General features: G+C 72.2%; 15 protein-coding genes. 4 read left to right on the forward strand and 11 right to left on the reverse strand.

All coding sequences use genetic code 11. From position 1 onward, the window contains the following. Nucleotides 1–134: 134 nt before the first annotated feature. From QE454_RS14760 to QE454_RS14770, 3 genes are all read right to left on the reverse strand, one after another. Entirely contained in the window at nucleotides 135–920 is a 786-nt protein-coding gene (locus QE454_RS14760; protein WP_309668731.1) for a maleylpyruvate isomerase family mycothiol-dependent enzyme, read from the reverse strand. After that, nucleotides 917–1,741: a fumarylacetoacetate hydrolase family protein gene (locus tag QE454_RS14765; protein WP_210076554.1), complete on the reverse strand. Its 825-nt coding sequence runs from the start codon at nucleotides 1,739–1,741 to the stop codon at nucleotides 917–919. Before QE454_RS14765 ends, QE454_RS14760 begins: the two co-directional genes overlap by 4 nt. Nucleotides 1,742–1,877: 136 nt before the next feature. Beyond that, entirely contained in the window at nucleotides 1,878–2,978 is a 1,101-nt protein-coding gene (locus tag QE454_RS14770) for a cupin domain-containing protein (RefSeq protein WP_103209733.1), read from the reverse strand. A gap of 202 nt (nucleotides 2,979–3,180) precedes the next feature. Here QE454_RS14770 and QE454_RS14775 point away from each other — a divergent pair, with 202 nt between their 5' ends. Together QE454_RS14775 and QE454_RS14780 are read left to right on the forward strand one after the other, a co-directional pair. Then, complete coding sequence (locus tag QE454_RS14775) at nucleotides 3,181–3,993, forward strand: alpha/beta fold hydrolase (RefSeq protein ID WP_210076558.1); 813 nt, start codon at nucleotides 3,181–3,183, stop codon at nucleotides 3,991–3,993. 183 nt (nucleotides 3,994–4,176) lie between these two features. Then, nucleotides 4,177–4,764 carry a histidine phosphatase family protein gene (locus tag QE454_RS14780; RefSeq protein WP_267787428.1) on the forward strand — a complete coding sequence of 196 codons (588 nt, stop codon included), beginning with the start codon at nucleotides 4,177–4,179 and terminating at the stop codon, nucleotides 4,762–4,764. A 52-nt stretch (nucleotides 4,765–4,816) separates the two neighbouring features. On the opposite strand, the gene QE454_RS14785 is transcribed toward QE454_RS14780, so the two are convergent. The 5 genes from QE454_RS14785 to QE454_RS14805 are packed head-to-tail and all read right to left on the reverse strand — an operon-like array spanning nucleotide 4,817 to nucleotide 11,577. Next, nucleotides 4,817–5,659, reverse strand: coding sequence for a CoA ester lyase (locus QE454_RS14785; protein WP_307460168.1), 843 nt, complete (start codon nucleotides 5,657–5,659; stop codon nucleotides 4,817–4,819). After that, nucleotides 5,656–6,123, reverse strand: coding sequence for a MaoC family dehydratase (locus tag QE454_RS14790; protein WP_307460164.1), 468 nt, complete (start codon nucleotides 6,121–6,123; stop codon nucleotides 5,656–5,658). Before QE454_RS14790 ends, QE454_RS14785 begins: the two co-directional genes overlap by 4 nt. Further along, nucleotides 6,120–7,295: an acyl-CoA dehydrogenase family protein gene (locus tag QE454_RS14795; protein ID WP_307460160.1), complete on the reverse strand. Its 1,176-nt coding sequence runs from the start codon at nucleotides 7,293–7,295 to the stop codon at nucleotides 6,120–6,122. Before QE454_RS14795 ends, QE454_RS14790 begins: the two co-directional genes overlap by 4 nt. Beyond that, nucleotides 7,292–9,982, reverse strand: a complete 2,691-nt coding sequence (locus tag QE454_RS14800) for a biotin carboxylase N-terminal domain-containing protein (protein WP_307460156.1) — start codon at nucleotides 9,980–9,982, stop codon at nucleotides 7,292–7,294. The genes QE454_RS14795 and QE454_RS14800 overlap by 4 nt, the downstream gene beginning before the upstream one ends. A 5-nt stretch (nucleotides 9,983–9,987) precedes the next feature. Next, nucleotides 9,988–11,577 carry a carboxyl transferase domain-containing protein gene (locus tag QE454_RS14805; protein ID WP_309668735.1) on the reverse strand — a complete coding sequence of 530 codons (1,590 nt, stop codon included), beginning with the start codon at nucleotides 11,575–11,577 and terminating at the stop codon, nucleotides 9,988–9,990. A 124-nt stretch (nucleotides 11,578–11,701) separates the two neighbouring features. Between QE454_RS14805 and QE454_RS14810 the strand changes: the two genes are divergently transcribed. Continuing rightward, nucleotides 11,702–12,448 carry a TetR/AcrR family transcriptional regulator gene (locus tag QE454_RS14810; protein ID WP_307460153.1) on the forward strand — a complete coding sequence of 249 codons (747 nt, stop codon included), beginning with the start codon at nucleotides 11,702–11,704 and terminating at the stop codon, nucleotides 12,446–12,448. A 234-nt stretch (nucleotides 12,449–12,682) separates the two neighbouring features. Here the strand turns inward: QE454_RS14810 and QE454_RS14815 are convergent, their stop codons facing one another. From QE454_RS14815 to pdhA, 3 genes are read right to left on the reverse strand one after another with little or no spacing between them, the layout of a single operon-like run. After that, nucleotides 12,683–14,344: a dihydrolipoamide acetyltransferase family protein gene (locus QE454_RS14815; protein ID WP_307460151.1), complete on the reverse strand. Its 1,662-nt coding sequence runs from the start codon at nucleotides 14,342–14,344 to the stop codon at nucleotides 12,683–12,685. Then, nucleotides 14,341–15,369, reverse strand: a complete 1,029-nt coding sequence (locus QE454_RS14820) for an alpha-ketoacid dehydrogenase subunit beta (RefSeq protein WP_307460148.1) — start codon at nucleotides 15,367–15,369, stop codon at nucleotides 14,341–14,343. Before QE454_RS14820 ends, QE454_RS14815 begins: the two co-directional genes overlap by 4 nt. Before the next feature lie 49 nt (nucleotides 15,370–15,418). Next, nucleotides 15,419–16,555, reverse strand: a complete 1,137-nt coding sequence (gene pdhA / locus QE454_RS14825) for a pyruvate dehydrogenase (acetyl-transferring) E1 component subunit alpha (protein ID WP_307460145.1) — start codon at nucleotides 16,553–16,555, stop codon at nucleotides 15,419–15,421. Between the two features lie 173 nt (nucleotides 16,556–16,728). Here pdhA and QE454_RS14830 point away from each other — a divergent pair, with 173 nt between their 5' ends. After that, a complete protein-coding gene (locus tag QE454_RS14830) occupies nucleotides 16,729–17,202 on the forward strand; it encodes an Lrp/AsnC family transcriptional regulator (RefSeq protein WP_210076576.1) in 474 nt (157 codons plus the stop codon). Nucleotides 17,203–17,208 lie beyond the last annotated feature (6 nt).

The following is a 17,208-nucleotide window of genomic DNA, read 5'->3' on the forward strand; positions in this document are numbered from 1 at the left end:
CGCCCGGGCGCAGGTCGCAGAGTTCGGCGTGGGCCCCGCGCGTGCCGTCCCGCAGTTCCGCTCGGGTGACGCCCGCATGCCAGTCGCGTCGCCCGACGCGGAGCACATCCGCGAGCGGTCGCGACGGAGCGCCCTCAGAACCAGCGTGCGATCGCCGGCAGCTCCCCACCGCCCACGACCCGCAGCCGCCGCGCACCGCGGCCGGCGAGCCAGCGCGCAAGGTCTGCCGCGGCGCCCTCGACCACGGGGCCGCCCTCGCCGTACTCCCCCGCTGCGGCGTCTCGGTCGGTGGCCCGCAGCACCACCGCGCCGGGCTCGCTGCGGCGCGTCCAGGCGCGCAGGACGTCGGCGACGATCCCGTCGACCATCTCGGGCGGGAAGTCGAGGAACGAGCCGCCGTTGTCGAGGTCGACCGCGTGCACCCACACTTCCTTGGCCCGCATCCACGCCGTCTCGCGCGCGGGCACCGTGCGTCCCTGCGCGGTGACGACCTCGGCATCCCACTGCGCATCGGCGAGATCACGCCACTCGACGTCGAGGTGCACGGCGGCGTGGTCGACGAGGTGGCGCAGCGCCCGGGTCGGCAGGGTCGCGCCGAGCACGATCTCGTCCCACCGCTGCGTGTCGGAGGCGTACATGCGGTTCTCCACGCCCGTTCGCGCCCATTCGACGAGTCGGGCGACGGCGCGGGCGTTGTAGCCGACATGCGCCACGAGGTGACGACGGGTCCATCCGGGCAGCAGGCTCGGCGCGTCGAGGTCGGCGTCGTCGAGCTGCATGAGCCGCCGGGCGAAGTACGCGGTGCCCCGGCGCGCGAGATCGAGGTGCGCGTGCGGGGCGGCGTCGGCGTCGTAGCGCGCGCCCGCCCCCTGCCGCTCGCGCAGGGCGAGCTGCTCGGGGCTCAGCGGGGCGCCGCTCACGGCTCTTCCGGGACGAATCGGTTGGTCAACGTCCCGATCCCGTCGATCGTGACCTCGACCACGCTTCCGGATGCCAGATACTCGCGGGGTTCGCGGGCGTGCCCGACGCCGCCGGGGGTTCCGGTGAGGATGACGTCACCGGGGCGCAGGGTCGTGATGGTCGAGACGTAGCGCACGAGGTCGACGGGGCCGTGGACGAGGTCGTGGATGTCGCCGACCTGCTTCTGCACGCCGTCGACGGTCGTGGTCATCCGGGCGTCGGAGGGGATCTCCTCGGGGGTGGCGAGCACCGGCCCGAGCGGCGTCGAGCGCTCCCATGTCTTGCCCTGCAGCCACTCGCGGGTGCGGAATTGCCAATCTCGCATCGAGACGTCGTTCGCGATGGTGTAGCCGGCGATCGCGTCTTCGGCCTCCTCGTCCGACGCACGGCGCACGGTGGCGCCGATGACGACCGCGAGCTCGCCCTCCCAGTCGACCTCGGGGCTCTCCGGCGGCAGGGCGATCTCTTCACCGGCCGCGGCGAGGGTGTCGGCGAACTTCGCGAACAGCACCGGATACTCCGGCAGCTCGCGCTTCATCTCCAGGATGTGGGCGCGGTAGTTCAGGCCGACGCACACGATCTTGCTCGGTGCCACGATCACGGGCGCATAGCGCACGGCATCCAGCGCGATCACCGCCCCCTCCAGCGACGCCACCGCCGAAGGAGCCCCGGCGCGCAGCACGGCTCCGACGTCGGCGAACCCCTCCAGCACGACAGCGCGATCGCCCTCGACACGGGCGGCGGCGGTGTCACCGTTCCACAGAATGGTGCAGAGCTTCATGGACGGTTCCCCTCGACGACTCCGGCATACGGAGCGATTACACCGAGGACCGGGAGAGTTCTGCGGAGCGTCATCGCCGGCTCCCCTCGTCGCGGGCCGTTCGCCCGGTGTGAATCGGAGGGATTTTTGCGGAGGGTCATCGGTCGGTCTCCTCTTCGAACTCGCGGTACAGCCCCAGCCCCTCGAAGATCGGGGTGTCGCTGAAATGGAACAGGTCCAGGCGCGTTTCGGCCTGCACGCGGAAGCGGCACCAGCTGGGCACGACGAAGATGTCGCCGTGCTCGACGGTGTGCTCGGTGTCGCCGAGCAGGACCCGGCCGGTGCCGTCGAACACCTGGTAGACGTTGGAGCCGACCTCCTGTCGCACCGGCGTCGAGGCCCCCTCGCGCAGGCGGTGGAACTGCGCGCGGATGGTGGGCATGACGTCTCCCCCGGTGGTGGGGTTCGCGAAGCGCACGGCGGCGTGACCGGGACCGACGGTGGCCGGCATCCCCTCGTTCTCGAGCAGCAGCTGGTCGGTCAGGGCGGCGTCGGTGTGCTCCCAGCGGTAGGCGCCGATCGGGCTCGATACGGTGCGACGCAGGCCGGCCAGCGGCAAGAGGCCCGGATGCGCCCACAGGCGTTCCGAGCGGGAGTAGTTGGGGGTCGCCTCGTCGGTGACCCGCTCGGAACCGAACTCGAAGAACCCCGAGTCCATCTGGTAGGCGAAGGGGATGTCGAGGCCGTCGATCCACGTCATCGACTCGTCGGTCTCGTTGTGGTGCCCGTGGAAATGCCAGCCCGGGGTGAGCAGGAAGTCGCCGCGGCTCATCCGCACGGGATCGCCGTTGACGACGGTCCAGACGCCCTCCCCGGAGGTCACGAAGCGGAAGGCGTTCTGCGAGTGCCGGTGCTCGGGTGCCGTTTCGCGGGGGCCGAGTTGCTGGATCGCCGCCCACAGCGTCGGCGAGATGTAGGCGCGTCCGCCCATTCCGGGGTTGGCCAGACCGATCGCACGGCGCTCTCCGCCGCGCCCGACGGGCACGAGGTCGCCGGCGCGCTCGGCCAGGGGCTGCAGGGCGCTCCACCGCCAGACCCACGGCAGGGCCTTGGGCTGCGGGGTCTGCGGCATGAGGTCGTCGAGCTGCGTCCACAGGGGAATGAGGTGCTGCTCGTCGAATCCTCGGTACAGAGCGCGCAGTTCGGGGGTGTCCTCGGGCTGCATCGCGTTCTCGACCGGGGTGATGGTCTCGCTCATCGGTCCTCCTCGACGTCGGCGTGATTCCAGGTTGCATTACTTCACCTCGTTGCGCAACGCACTTTTGTCACACGTTTCGACGAGGCGAGACATTTCCCTTGCGCAAGACGCGAATTTGTTACACCATGTCGCCACGGGATGCCGCGGCACGGTGCCACGGCCCCGGTGAGAGCATCGACGCCGATCTGCAAGGAGGCAGAGCATGTCCGAACTCGAGCACCACTCGACCACTTCGTCCGATGGCACTCCCATCTCGTACTTCCGACGTGGCCGGGGACCCGCGCTCGTCGTGACGCACGGGAGCATCGCGACGAAGGAGCAGTGGATCCCCGTCAGCGAAGCGCTCGCCGAGCACGTCACGCTCTACGTGTACGACCGACGCGGACGCGGCGGCACCGGGGATGCCGGCGACTACTCCCTCGCCCACGAGGTCGCCGACATCGCCGCGATGAGGGAGGTCGCCGGCCACGGAGCCCACCTCCTGGGTCACTCGTTCGGCGCCCTCGCCACCCTCGCCTACGCGCGCGAGCACGGCCTCGGCGGCGGCACCCTCCTCGCCTACGAGCCTCCGCTCGCCGTGCAGGGGCCCGTCGCGGGCGACCGCCTCGCCGGTTACCGAGAACTCGTGGATGCCGGTGACCTCGACGCCGCCCTCGAGTACGCGCTCGTGAACTTCGTGCGCGTGCCCGCCGAGGCGATCCCGTTCATCCGCGAGACACCGCTGTGGGGCGCCAGCGTGCCCCTGACCCCCACGTGGGTGCGCGAGCTCGCCGAGATCGACGCCCTCGGCAGCGACCTCGCGCCCTACGCGGAGATCGACGACCCCACCCACCTCATCGCGGGCACGGCGACCACTTCATTTCTGTATCAGTCCGCTCACGATCTGGCGAACATCATCCCCGGCGCGGGCATCACCGACATCGAGGGCGCCGATCACTTCGCGCATCTCGCCGATCCGCGGGGCTTCACCCGCGTCGTGGTCGACGCGCTCGATACCGCCGCGGTCGTTCGGTAACCCCCGCCCCAGGACCGGCCCCCGGCGCGCGCACCGACCGCGCCGGGGGCCCCACGAGTCGGGACGGTTCCGCCGTCCGACGGAGCGCTCGGGCGCCCGGAGCCTCCGCACGCGGTGCGAGGGAGCGGGCGGCGGGGTACAGGCGGCGGGATGCGCACCCCACCCCCGGGTTAGGCTCGAACGGTGACGATCCTGACTCTGGTGCGACATGGCGAGACCGCGTGGAACTACGAGGGGCGGATCCAGGGCTCGACCGACATCCCCCTGAACGACACCGGCCGTCTGCAGGCGCGGGGCATCGCCGACACGCTCGCCGCCGAGTACGCGGGGCGCGACGTCATCGTCGTGTCGAGCGACCTGGGTCGTGCCGCCGAGACCGCCGACATCATCGCCGCGGCCCTCGGCACCACCGTGTCGCGCCGCTTGCCCGGGCTGCAGGAGCGCTCGTACGGCGACGCCGAGGGGATGGACGCCCCGACCTTCTACCGGACCTACGGCCCGTGGCACGCGGCCGACGTCCCCGGCGCCGAGACCTGGCCGGTGGTGCGCGAGCGCGCCCTCGCCGCGATCGCCGAGGCCGTGGCATCCGCTCCCGCGGGCGTCGACGTGATCGCCGTCGCCCACGGCGCACTCATCCGCGAGGTCATCATGTTCGCCACCGACGGGGAGTTTCCCCGCGAGGGCGAGCGCCTGCCGAACTGCTCGGCGACGACGTTCCGCCTCGAAGGCGACCGCTGGGAGATGCTGGCCTATGCCGGCGTCGCGAGCTGAGATCCCCGTCTCCGCACAGACCCGGCGTCACGTGAGAACCCGAGGGATCTCCTCACTCCCCCGCGCGCGCCACCACCGACCGCGCGTGCCGCAGGATCGGCTCGTCGATCATGCGTCCCTCGTAACGGAACACACCCCGCTCCCCCTGTGCCGCGTCGAGGACGCCCCGCGCCCACGAGATGAGATCGGCGCTCGGGGCGTATGCCTCGCGGATCGTCGCGACCTGCCCCGGGTGGATGCACGCCGTGGCGGCGAACCCGGAGGCAGCGGCATCCCGAGCCTCCTCGGCGAGCCCCTCCAGGTCGGCGATGTCGACGTGCACGGCGTCGATGGCCCGCTTGCCGAACGCCCCCGCGGCCAGCAGCACGCGTGCACGAGCGACGCGTGCGACGTCGCGGTAGCTTCCGTCGTCACGACGGCTCGACGTACCGCCGAGGCTGGCGACGAGGTCTTCCGCACCCCACATCAGCGCCACGACCTGCGGGAGCGCCGCGAGCTGCTCGGCGTTGACGATCCCTCGCGCGGTCTCGCACAGAGCGATCACCTCGAACCCGCCTGTGGGATCGAGGGATGCCGGCGTCTCGGCCTTCGCGACCATCACGCGCCGCACGCGCGTGAGCGCCAGCGCCTCGAGGTCGAGCGCGAAGTCCGGTGTCTCCGGTGCGTTCACCCGCACGATCACGCGCTCGGGGTCGGGATCGGCGGCGATCATCGCCTCGCGCGCCGATGCCTTCGCCTCTGCGGACACGGCATCCTCGAGGTCGAGGATCGCGGCATCCGCCCGCTCGAGGGCCTTCGGCAGCCGTTCGGGGCGATCGGCCGGAACGAACAACAACGCGGGTCCGAGGGCGAACGCGCGTGCTGCTGCGCGGGCGTCGGAGTGAATCCCGCTCATGCCCGCCCCTCGCTCGCCCAGACCAGCACCGTGCGGGTGGCGGTGGCCACGACCTCGTCGTTCTGCGAGCGCCCGGTGTGCGCCATGACGACCACGCCCTGCCCCTGGCGGGAGGCGGAGGGCCGCACCGAAACGATCTCGGTCTCGGCGGCCAGGGTGTCGCCGACGAACAGCGGCGCGGGAAAGCTCACGTCGGTCAGCCCCAGCTGCGCCACGAGGGTCCCCTGCGTCAGCTGCGCGACGGAGAGGCCGACGAGGGTCGACAGCGTCCACATCGAGTTGACCAGGGGACGACCGAAAGGCTGGGTCGCCGCATAGACGGAATCGAGATGTAGGGCCTGCGTGTTCATCGTCAGGGTCGTGAACAGGACGTTGTCGGCATCCGTCACGGTGCGCCCGGGGCGGTGCGCGTACCTTTCGCCGACGATGAACTCCTCCAAGTACAGGCCGCGCTGCTCGATCATGCGGCAACGGTACCCGCGAGCCCCAGCGCGCGCGAGATCACCATGAGCTGCACCTCGGTGGTGCCCTCTCCGATCTCGAGGATCTTCGAGTCGCGGTAGTGCCGCGCCACGGGGTACTCGTTGATGAATCCGTTGCCGCCGAACACCTGTGTCGCATCCCGCGCGTTCGCCATCGCGGCGTCGCTCGCGGTCATCTTCGCCACGGCTGCATCGACCGTGAAGGGCTTGCCGGCGTCGCACAGACGCGCGGCGTGCACCCACGCCAGACGCGCGGTGTGGACGCGGGCGTGCATGCGCGCGAGCAGGAACTGCATGCTCTGGCGCGTCGACAGACGCTCGCCGAAGACGGTGCGGCTGCGGGCGTAGTCGACGGCGGCCTCGAGGCACCCCTCCGCGGCCCCCGTGGCGAGCGCCGCGATCGCGACGCGGCCCTCGTCGAGCGTGCGCAGGAAGTTCTTGAACCCGTGCCCGCGCTCGCCGAGCAGGTTCGCCTCGGGCACTCGCACGCCGTCGAAGGTCAGCGGGTGGGTGTCGGAGGCGTTCCAGCCGACCTTGTCGTACGCGGGGCCGACGGTGAAGCCGGGCGTGCCGTTGGGCACGATGATCGTCGAGATCTCGGAGCGCTCGCCCGTGCGGCCGGTGACGGCGGTGACGGTGACGAACCGGGTGATGTCGGTGCCGGAGTTGGTGATGAACTGCTTCGACCCGTCGATCACCCACTCGCCGCCCTCGAGCGTCGCGGTGGTGCGGGTGGCCCCGGCGTCGCTGCCCGCCTCGGCCTCGGTGAGTCCGAATCCGGCGAGGGCACGACCCGCGATGAGGTCGGGCAGGTACCGGGCCTTCTGATCCTCGGTGCCGTAGCGGTAGATCGGCATGGCGCCCAGCCCCACGCCCGCCTCGAGGGTGATGGCCATCGACTGATCGACGCGCGCGATGCCCTCGATCGCGACGCAGAGGCTCGCGTAGTCGCCGCCCTGTCCGCCGACCTCCTCGGGGAAGGGCAGCCCGAACAGCCCGAGTTCGCCCATCTGCTCGACCAGGTCGAGGGGCAGCTCGTGCGCACGGTCGGCTTCGTACGAGCGCGGCGCGATGACCTCGTCGGCGAACTCGCGCACCATCGCGCTCAGTTCGCGCTCGTCGTCGGTGAAGGCCTGCTGGCTGTCGATGCTCACGGGAGGGTCTCCTTGTGGGAAGGGATGGGGGCGGATGCCGGGACGGGCGCGGATGCCGGGACGGGCGCGGATGCCGGGGTGGGGGCGGATGCCGGGGTGGGGGCGCGATCGCGGGGCCCGGGGACGCCCGGGGGCACCGCGTCGGCGCGCGTGTCCTCCGCGATCCGCACATCCTCAGCCCCACCCGCCGCCCCCACGACGGAGGTTGCGCGAATCGCTGAGGTTCTGCTCGCGACGCCCACGCGATCATGGGGCCCAGGGACGCCCGGGCGCACCGCGTCGGCACGCACATCCTCCGCGACGCCAGCGTGATCGCGGGGGTCGGGGACATCCGGGCGCACCACGTCGGCGCGCACATCCTCCGCGATTCGTACATCCTCAGCCCCACCCGCCGCCCCCACGACGGAGGTTGCGCGAATCGCTGAGGTTCTGCGCGCAACACCGGCGTGATCGTGGGGGTCGGGGACGCCCGGGGGCACCACGTCGGCGCGCACATCCTCCGCGATCCGCACATCCTCAGCCCCACCCGCCGCCCCCACGACGGAGGTTGCGCGAATCGCTGAGGTTCTGCGCGCGACGCCAGCGCGATCGCGGGGCCCAGGGACGCCCGGGCGCACCGCGTCGGCGCGCACATCCTCCGCGATTCGCACATCCTCAGCCCCACCCGCCGCCCCCGCAACGGAGGTTGCGCGAATCGCTGAAGTTCTGCTCGCACTGCCGGCGGATGCCGAGGCTCCGGCGTGACCGTCGGGCTCGGAGACCGCGGGGGTCACCGTCGCGACGACCGCGTCGCGGGCGACCTGCGCGCCCGTCGCCGTGCGCAGCCGCACGATGCCGGCGTGTGGTGCGGTGACCGTGTGCTCCATCTTCATGGCCTCGATCGTGACGAGCCGGGCACCGGCCTCGACGGCGTCCGCATCGGCGACGTGCACCGCGACCACGGTGCCCGGAAGGGGGGCGACGAGGTCGGGGGTCACGGCCCCGGGGCCGCGGCCCGCGGCGGTTCGGCGACGCTCGGCGGCGGCCCGGCGCGAGACGAGACGCAGGCGGTGCGCGACGCCGTCGGCGTGCACCCAGTACTCGACCGGACCGCCCGTCACACGGGCATCGACCTCGGCCGGGCTGACCAGGTGCACACGGCCGTCGTCGTCCTCGAGCGCCACCGTCCGAGCGGGCGTCGCTCCCCCGGCACGCCATGCTCCGACGCGATGCCATACCGAGCCGTCGCCCGGGGTCTCGGCATCCGCCCTCGCCCGCTCGGCCACCGCGGCCAGCGCGGTCGGCGACGGTTCCGGGGCCGCGGGGGTCCCCCGCCGGTCCAGCAGCCCGGTGTCGAGATCCCCCGCGCGCACGGCGGCGTCGGCCAGCAGCGTACGCAGGTCGGCGATGTTCGTGTCGACGCCGAGCACGACCGTCTCGGCCAGCGCCGCGTCGAGGCGGGCGATCGCGCTCTCGCGATCGGGGCCGTGCGCGATGACCTTGGCGATCATCGGGTCGTACAGCGAGCTGACGACGCTTCCGGTCTCGACGGCGCTGTCGACGCGAGCGGATCCCGGATGCCACAGACTCACGGTCCCGGTCGAGGGTAGGTAGCCGCGCGAGGGCGTCTCGGCGTACACGCGCGCCTCGATCGCGTGTCCCTCGAGGCGGATCTCGGGCAGATCCAGCGCGAAGCCCGCCGCGACCCGCAGTTGCTGTTCGACGAGGTCGATGCCGGTGACCATCTCGGTCACGGGGTGCTCGACCTGCAGGCGCGTGTTCATCTCGATGAAGAACGGCTCGTCGAGCCGGTCGCCCGCGAGCAGGAATTCGACGGTGCCGGCGCCGAGGTAGCCGACGCTCCGCGCCGCGGCGACGGCCGCCTCCCCCAGACGCGCGCGTGTCTCGGGGTCGACCACGGGCGAGGGCGCCTCCTCGATCACCTTCTGGTGCCGCCGCTGCAGGGTGCACTCGCGCTCGCCGAGCGAGAGGGTGGTGCCGTGCGCGTCGGCGAGCACCTGCACCTCGATGTGGCGCGGGCGCTCCAGCAGACGCTCGAGCAGCAGGGTGTCGTCGCCGAAGGCCGCGGCGGCAACCCGGCGGGCGGTCGCGAGGGCGTCGGCCAGGTCGGCGGGGCCGGTGGCCACGGTCATGCCCTTGCCGCCCCCGCCGGCGGAGGGCTTCACGAGCAGGGGGTATCCGGCGCGGTCGGCCTCGGCGGCGATCTCGTCGTCGCTCAACCCCATCGCGGAGAAGCCCGGCACGGTCGGCACGTCGTGCGCCGCGACGTGCTCCTTCGCGCGGATCTTGTCGCCCATCACCTCGAGCGCCTCGACTCCCGGGCCGACGAACACGATCCCGGCCGCGGCGCACGCGCGCGCGAAACCGGCGTTCTCGCTGAGAAAGCCGTAGCCCGGGTGCACGGCCTCCGCGCCCGAGGCCACCGCGGCGGCCACCACCGCGTCGACGTCGAGATACGACGGCACGCGCACGGCGCGGTCGGCCTCACGGGCGTGGGGGGCGTCGGCATCCGCATCGGTGAAGACCGCGACCGAGCGGATGCCGAGACGCCGCAGCGTCCGGAAGACCCGGCGCGCGATCTCGCCGCGGTTGGCGACGAGAACGGACGCGAACATCCGGGGCGCGTCGGCACCGGAGCGCGGGATCGACGTCACGACCGACGCCGGCGGGCTGGAACTCTCGGTCATCTCGCTCACATCCGGAAGAGCCCGAAGGCTCGGTCTGCCAGCGGCACCCGGCTGACGACATCGAGGGCGAGCCCGAGCATCGTGCGGGTGTCGGCGGGGTCGATCACGCCGTCGTCCCAGAGCCGGGCGGTGGCGTAGTAGGGGCTGCCCTGCTCTTCGTAGCGTTCGCGGATGGGCTGCTGGAACGCCTGGTCGTCGGCATCCGTCCACTCCTGACCGCGCGCGGCGCGCTGCTCGCGCGTGACGGTCGAGAGGACGGAGGCCGCCTGCGCCCCGCCCATGACCGAGATGCGGCTCGACGGCCAGGTCCAGAGGAATCTCGGGTCGTACGCGCGCCCGCACATCGCGTAGTTGCCGGCGCCGTACGAGCCGCCGACGAGCACGGTGAGCTTGGGGACGCGGGTGGAGGCGACGGCGGTGACCATCTTGGCGCCGTCTTTCGCGATGCCGCCGGCCTCGGCATCGCGCCCCACCATGAACCCGGTGATGTTCTGGAGGAAGAGCAGGGGGATGCCGCGCTGATCGGCGAGCTCGATGAAGTGCGCGGCCTTGAGGGCGGACTCGCTGAAGAGCACGCCGTCGTTGGCGATGACGGCGACGGGGTGTCCGTGCAGGCGGGCGAAGGTCGTGATGACGCTCTCGCCGTAGAGCGCCTTGAACTCGTGCAGGGAATCGGCGTCGACGAGGGTGTCGATGATCGCGCGCATGTCGACGGGCTGCGAGACGTCGGCGGGGACGATGTCGTAGAGCTCCTCGGGGGCGCGTGCCGGGGGCGCTTGTTCGACCACGTCCCATACCGGGGCGGGCGTCGGCGGCAGGGTGGCGACGATGTCCCGCACGATCTCGAGCGCGTGCTCGTCGTCGTCGGCGAGGTGGTCGACCACCCCCGAGCGGCGGGCGTGCAGATCACCGCCGCCGAGCTGTTCGGCGGTGACGTCTTCGCCGATCGCGGCCTTGACCAGGGGCGGTCCGCCCAGGAACACCGTGCCCTGGCCGCGCACGATGACGCTCTCGTCGCTCATCGCGGGGACGTAGGCGCCGCCCGCGGTGCACGAGCCCATGACGGCGGCGATCTGCGGGATGCCGAGGGCCGACAGCTGCGCCTGATTGCGGAAGATGCGCCCGAAGTGATCGCGGTCGGGGAACACCTCGTCCTGCATCGGCAGGAAGGCCCCACCGGAGTCGACGAGGTAGACGCAGGGCAGGCGGTTCTCGCGCGCGATCTCCTGCGCGCGCAGGTGCTTCTTCACCGTGAGCGGGAAGTAGGCTCCGCCCTTCACGGTCGCGTCGTTCGCGAGCACCATGACGTGGCGCCCGTGCACGAGCCCGATCCCCGCGACGACGCCGGCTCCGGGCGCCTCGCCGTCGTAGAGGCCGTGGGCCGCGAGCGGGGCGACCTCGAGAAAGGGGCTGCCCTCGTCGAGGAGCCGGTCGATACGCTCGCGCGCGAGGAGTTTGCCGCGGCCCGTGTGCCGTTCGCGCGCGGTGTTCGAGCCGCCGCGGGCTGTGCGGGCCAGGATCGCGCGGAGCTCTTCGACGAGGCCGCGTTGGGTCGGCGCGGGTGCGGCGGTGTCGATGACCGGTGCTGTGCTCATGGCGGCTCCGTCTCGGTGCCGCATCGTCGACGGCACCGTCGTTCCCGTCGGGGTCGTTCCCGCGGGGTGGGGTTTCAGTTAATGTTGGCTAACTGAAATGCCAGGCTAACCCGAGCGGATGCCGATGACAAGAGCGAACGAGGGCCCCCCGGCGATCGCCGGTGCGCCACGAGCCGACGCGGCGACTCCCCCCGCCCCCGCGGGCACGGCGCGCGACCGCGCCAAGGCCGACCGCCGCGCGGCCCTGCTCGCCGCCGCGGCCCGCCTCTTCGCCGAACGCGGCTTCGACGGCGTCACCCTCGGCGACATCGGCGAAGCGGCGGGGGTGAGCGGCCCCGCCGTGTACCGGCACGTCTCCAGCAAGCAGGCGCTGCTCGGCGCGATCCTCGTCGACGTCAGCGAGCGGTTGCTGCGGGGCGGACGTGCGGTCGGACACGATCCCGAGACGCCCGGCGACCGTCTCGCGCGACGCAGCCCCGACACGCCCGCCCCGGCGTTCGAGAACCCCGGTCACGGGACCGACCCCCGCACGATGGACGGCCCGGGCGGCGTCCTCGAAGCCCTGGTCGACTTCCACGTCACGTTCGCGCTCGCCGAGGCCGACGTGATCCGCGTGCAGGATCGCGACCTCGACCGCCTTTCCCCCGACGACCGTCGCGCCGTCCGCGACCTACAGAACGCGTACGTCGCCGTCTGGACGGCGGCTCTCGCCGCGCGGAATCCGGATGCCGAGTCCCCGGCCGAGCGCCGCGTGCGCGCCCTCGCGTGCTTCGGCTTGATCAACTCCACGCCGCACAGCGTGCGGGGCGTGCCCGCGTCACGCGTCCGCCCCACCCTGACCCGCATGGCTCTGGCGGCGCTGACGGCGTGAGCGGCGTTATCCGCCCGCCCCTTCACCGCCGCGAGTGTCCAAGAAACCCGGACGCCCCCCACATCGCGCCCGGGTGTTCTGGACACTCAACAGGAACACGCACCCACACCCCCGGGCGAGTGTCCACGAAACCCCGCGCACCGGGCGGGAATCGCGGCATGCCCTGGACACTCGATCAGGCGTCACCCCGGCTCCCGCTGCCCGCGAGCACGAACCGGGGCCCGCGCCACCGGCTCAGCGCAGCAGCATCGCCCGCCCGGGCTCGCGAAGCACGCCGGCGACGTCGGTGAGGAAGCGCGCGGCCTCGGCCCCATCGACCAGCCGGTGGTCGAACGAGAGGCTGAGGGTGAGCACATCGCGCAGCGCGATCTCGCCGTGGTGCTCCCAGGGGGTGCGCCGCAGGGCGCCGACGGCGAGGATTCCGGCCTCGCCCGGGTTGAGGATCGGGGTTCCGGCATCCACTCCGAACACACCGACGTTGGTGATCGAGAAGGTTCCGCCGGTCATCGCGGCGGGGGCGGTGCGCCCGGCGCGGGCGGTGGCGGCGAGTTCGGCGATCGTGTCGGCCAGGTCGACGAGGTCGAGACGCTCCGCGTCGGCGATCACCGGAACCACCAGTCCCCGGTCGGTCGCGGCGGCGATCCCCAGGTTCACGTAGTGGTGCTCGACGATCTCTCCGGCCGCCCCGTCCCACTTCGCATTCAGCGCGGGAGTCCGCCCGAGAGCGAGGCACACCGCCTTCGCCACGATCGCGAGCAGCCCGATTCTGTGCCCGTCCAGAGCACGGTCGGTTTTGAGGGATGCCAGCAGCTCGGTCGTCGCGGTCGCATCCAGCGTGAGGAAGGTCGTCGCGTGCGGAGCGGTGAACGCGCTCTGCACCATCGCCGCCGCCGTGTGCTTGCGCACCCCGCGGATCGGCGTGCGCGTGACCCGGTCTCCCGGCGAGGGGGGAACGCTCGCGTGAGGCACCGCGGCATCCGGCGGCGACACCGCCGCACGGGCGAGGTACTCCTCGACGTGCGCTCGTGTGACCATCTCGCCCGGATGCGCAGCCGCGACGAGCACCAGGTCGACCCCGTGGTCCTTCGCGAACTTGCGCACCGGAGGCGTGGACCGCGGACGCTCGACCGGAAGGTCGATCGGGCCCGTCCGCACGATGTCGTGGGGGGCCGCCTCGCGCACGGCGTGGTCGGTGTCGAGCGTGACGGTTCCGGCCCCGCGAGCGCGGCGGCGCGGGCGGGTGCCCGAGCTCGGCGCGGCGCCATAGCCGACGAGGTTGGGCGTCGCCCGTTCTCCCTCTCCCGCGCCCGGAGCCGCCGTGCGGATGTCGGCGGCGACACGCCGTTCGGCGGGATCCGAAAGCGGCGTGTCGCCGCCCGACTCCGCAGGACGGTCGGCCGAGCCGCCCGCGGACCGCGACGAACCCGTCGTCCGGCCCTCGGTCCGTGCCGCGACCGCCTGCCCCGCGGGCACCTGCCCCGCGGGCGCCCGCCCCACGGGTGCCTGCCCCGCGGACACCTGCCCCGCGGACGCCTGCCCCGCAGGCACCTGACCCGTGGGCGCCTGACCCGTGGGCGCCTGTCCCGTGGGCGCCTGCCCGGCGGGCACCTGCCCCGCGGGCGCCTGTCCCGCGGGCGCCGAGATGCCGGCATCCGCCCCCTCGACGGCGAACGACACGAGGGGCGAGCCGACCTCGACCGTGTCTCCGGCCGCGGCGTGCAGACCCTGCACGGTGCCCGCGTAGGGCGAGGGGATCTCGACGATGGCCTTGGCCGTCTCGACCTCGGCGATGGTCTGGTTCAGGGCGACGGTGTCGCCCTCCGACACGTGCCACTGCACGATCTCGGCTTCGGGAAGACCCTCGCCGAGATCGGGGAGGCGGAACTCCGCGATCATCGCGCTCCCCCTCCGCTCGTCTCGACGGCGCTCTCGTGCGCCCCGCGCTCCCGCACCCGGTCCACCGCGTGCAGGATCCGATCCAGATCCGGCACGTGGTGCTTCTCGAGCTTCGAGGGCGGATACGGGATGTCGTGCCCGGTCACACGCTGCGGCGGCGCCTCGAGGTAGTGGAAGCACTGCTCGGTGATGCTCGCGACGAGCTCGGCCCCCACCCCCGCCTCACGGGCCGCCTCATGGGTGACCACGACCCGACCGGTCTTGCGGACGGATGCCGCGACCGTGTTCATGTCGATCGGCGAGAGCGATCGCAGGTCGATGACCTCGAGCGAGATCCCCTCGTCCTCCGCGGCGAGCGCGGCGTCGAGAGCCGTGCGCACCTGGGCGCCGTAGGTGACGATCGTCGCGTCGGTGCCCTCGCGGGCGACGCGGGCGAGGTGCATCGGCGGGGCGTCGGCGAGGTCGACATCCAGATCGACCTCGCCCTTGGAGTGGTACAGACGCTTGGGCTCGAAGAAGATGACCGGGTCGTCGGAGGCGATCGCCTGCCGCAGCATGACGTACGCGTCCTGCGGGTTCGACGCCGCGACCACGCGCAGCCCGGCGGTGTGCACGAAGTACGCCTCGGGCGACTCGGAGTGATGCTCGGCGGCTCCTACTCCCCCGGCCCACGGGATGCGGATCACCAGCGGCATCCGGATCCGCCCGTTGCTGCGGTAGTGGAGCTTGGCGACCTGGCAGACGATCTGATCGAACGCCGGGTAGACGAAGCCGTCGAACTGGATCTCGACGACGGGGCGGTAGCCGCGGAGGGCGAGGCCGACCGCGGTTCCGACGATCCCGGCTTCGGCGAGCGGGGTGTCGACCACGCGGTGCGCGCCGAAACGCTGCTGCAGGCCGTCGGTCACGCGGAAGACGCCGCCGAGCTTGCCGATGTCCTCGCCCATGAGCAGGACTTTCTCATCGCCTTCCAGCGCGCGGGACAGGCCCGCGTTGATCGCGGAACCGAGGGTGAGGGAAGTCATCGCGACGCCTCCGTGCTCCCTGTCGCCATACCGGTCGTGGTGGACACCGTCATCGCGAACCCGCCCCTTCGAAACCGGCCATGTACTCGACGTACTCCGCTCTCTGGCGCGCGAGCCCGCTGTGCGGCTCCGCGTACACGTTGTCGAATATCGTCTCGGGTGCGCGCGTCGTCGCCCCGATGCACGCCGCGCGCACCTCGGCGGCGAGCGCGTCGGCGGCACGGGCGACCTCGGCCATGCCGGAATCGTCCAGCATCCCCTCGGCGCGCAGGTACGCCTCGAGCCGCGCGATGGGGTCGCGCTGCGCCCACTCCTCGACCTCGGCGGCATCGCGGTAGCGGGTGGGGTCGTCGCTGGTGGTGTGCGGTCCCATGCGGTAGGTCACGGCCTCGATGAACGAGGGACCCTCACCTCGTCGAGCGCGATCGAGGGCCCACCGCATCGCGGCGACGCAGGCGAGGGCGTCGTTGCCGTCGATCCGCAGACTCGGGATGCCGAACCCCGGCGCCCGACCCGCGATGGGGTACTTCGCCTGGACGGTGACGGGTTCGCTGATCGCCCACTGATTGTTCGAGCAGACGAAGACGACGGGGGCGCGGAACGACGAGGCGAAGACCATCGCTTCGTTGACGTCGCCCTGACTGGTCGCCCCGTCGCCGTAGTACGCGACCGCGACGTCGGAGGAGCCGTCGCGCTGGGCGCCCATCGCCCAGCCGGTGGCGTGCAGCGACTGCGCACCGATGATGATCTGGGGAGGAGCGGCGTTGATCGACGTGTGGTCGTAGGCCGAGTGCTCCTCGCCGCGCCACGCGAGCACGTAGTCGGCGGGCTTGGCGCCACGCCCGAGCAGCACGCCGTGCTCGCGATAGCTGGGGAAGACGAAGTCGCCGGGGGCGAGGGCGTGGGCCGTGCCCACCTGGATGGCCTCCTGTCCGCGGCACGGAGCCCACAGCGCCAGCTGGCCCTGACGCTGGAGGGCGACGCCCTCGGCATCCAGTCTGCGGGTGAGGACCATGTCGCGGTGCAGGGCGCGCAGCTCGTGAGGTGAGAGGTCGGCGACCCAGGGGTCGAGGGTGTCGTCGGCGATCCGGGAGCCGTCGGGCTCGAGAAGGCGGAGCACGTCCTCGGGGGCGTCGTGATCGTCGGCGCTTCCCGCAGAAGAGCCTCGCGTCTGGGTGTACGTCATCGTCATCCCTCCGTGCTGCCCGGGCTCCTCGTGAGAGCGGGGGCGTATGGATGTCGGCAGCACCGCCGACGAGGCCGACCGTACGCGCGGAACGCACCCCGCTCAAGACCTCGCCGTCACATTGAGCATCGTGCCCACCGCGAACGACCTTCGCGCTGCTAATGTTTCGCACCATGAGCAAGCTCGACGCGGTCGACCTCGACCTCCTCCGCGCCCTGTCCGCCGATCCGCGCGCCACCGTCGTCGCCCTCGCCGAAAAACTCGGGCTCTCCCGCAACACCGTCCAGGCGCGCATGAGCCGCCTGGAACGCGGGGGCGTCTTCCTCTCGTACGAACGCACGCTGTCGGCGGAAGCCCTCGGCTTCCCGATCGAGGCGTTCCTCCAGGTGACCGTCCGTCAGGCCGAGCTGCCGGTGATCCGCGCCGAGCTCGCCAAGGTTCCCGAGGTCCTGCAGGCGCACGGGCTCAGCGGGCAGGTCGATCTGCTCGTGCGGGTCGCGTGCCGCGACACCCAGCACCTGTTCGACACCGACGCCCGCATCCTCGCGATCGAGGGCGTCGAGCGCACCGAGACGTCTCTCGTCATGGGCGAGGTCATCGGCTACCGCGTCGGCCCGTTGATGCAGCTGGCGCGCGACGAGATCTAGCGTCGG

Origin of the sequence: Microbacterium sp. SORGH_AS_0454 (genome assembly GCF_031453395.1) — a bacterium.
Taxonomy (GTDB): Bacteria; Actinomycetota; Actinomycetes; order Actinomycetales; family Microbacteriaceae; genus Microbacterium.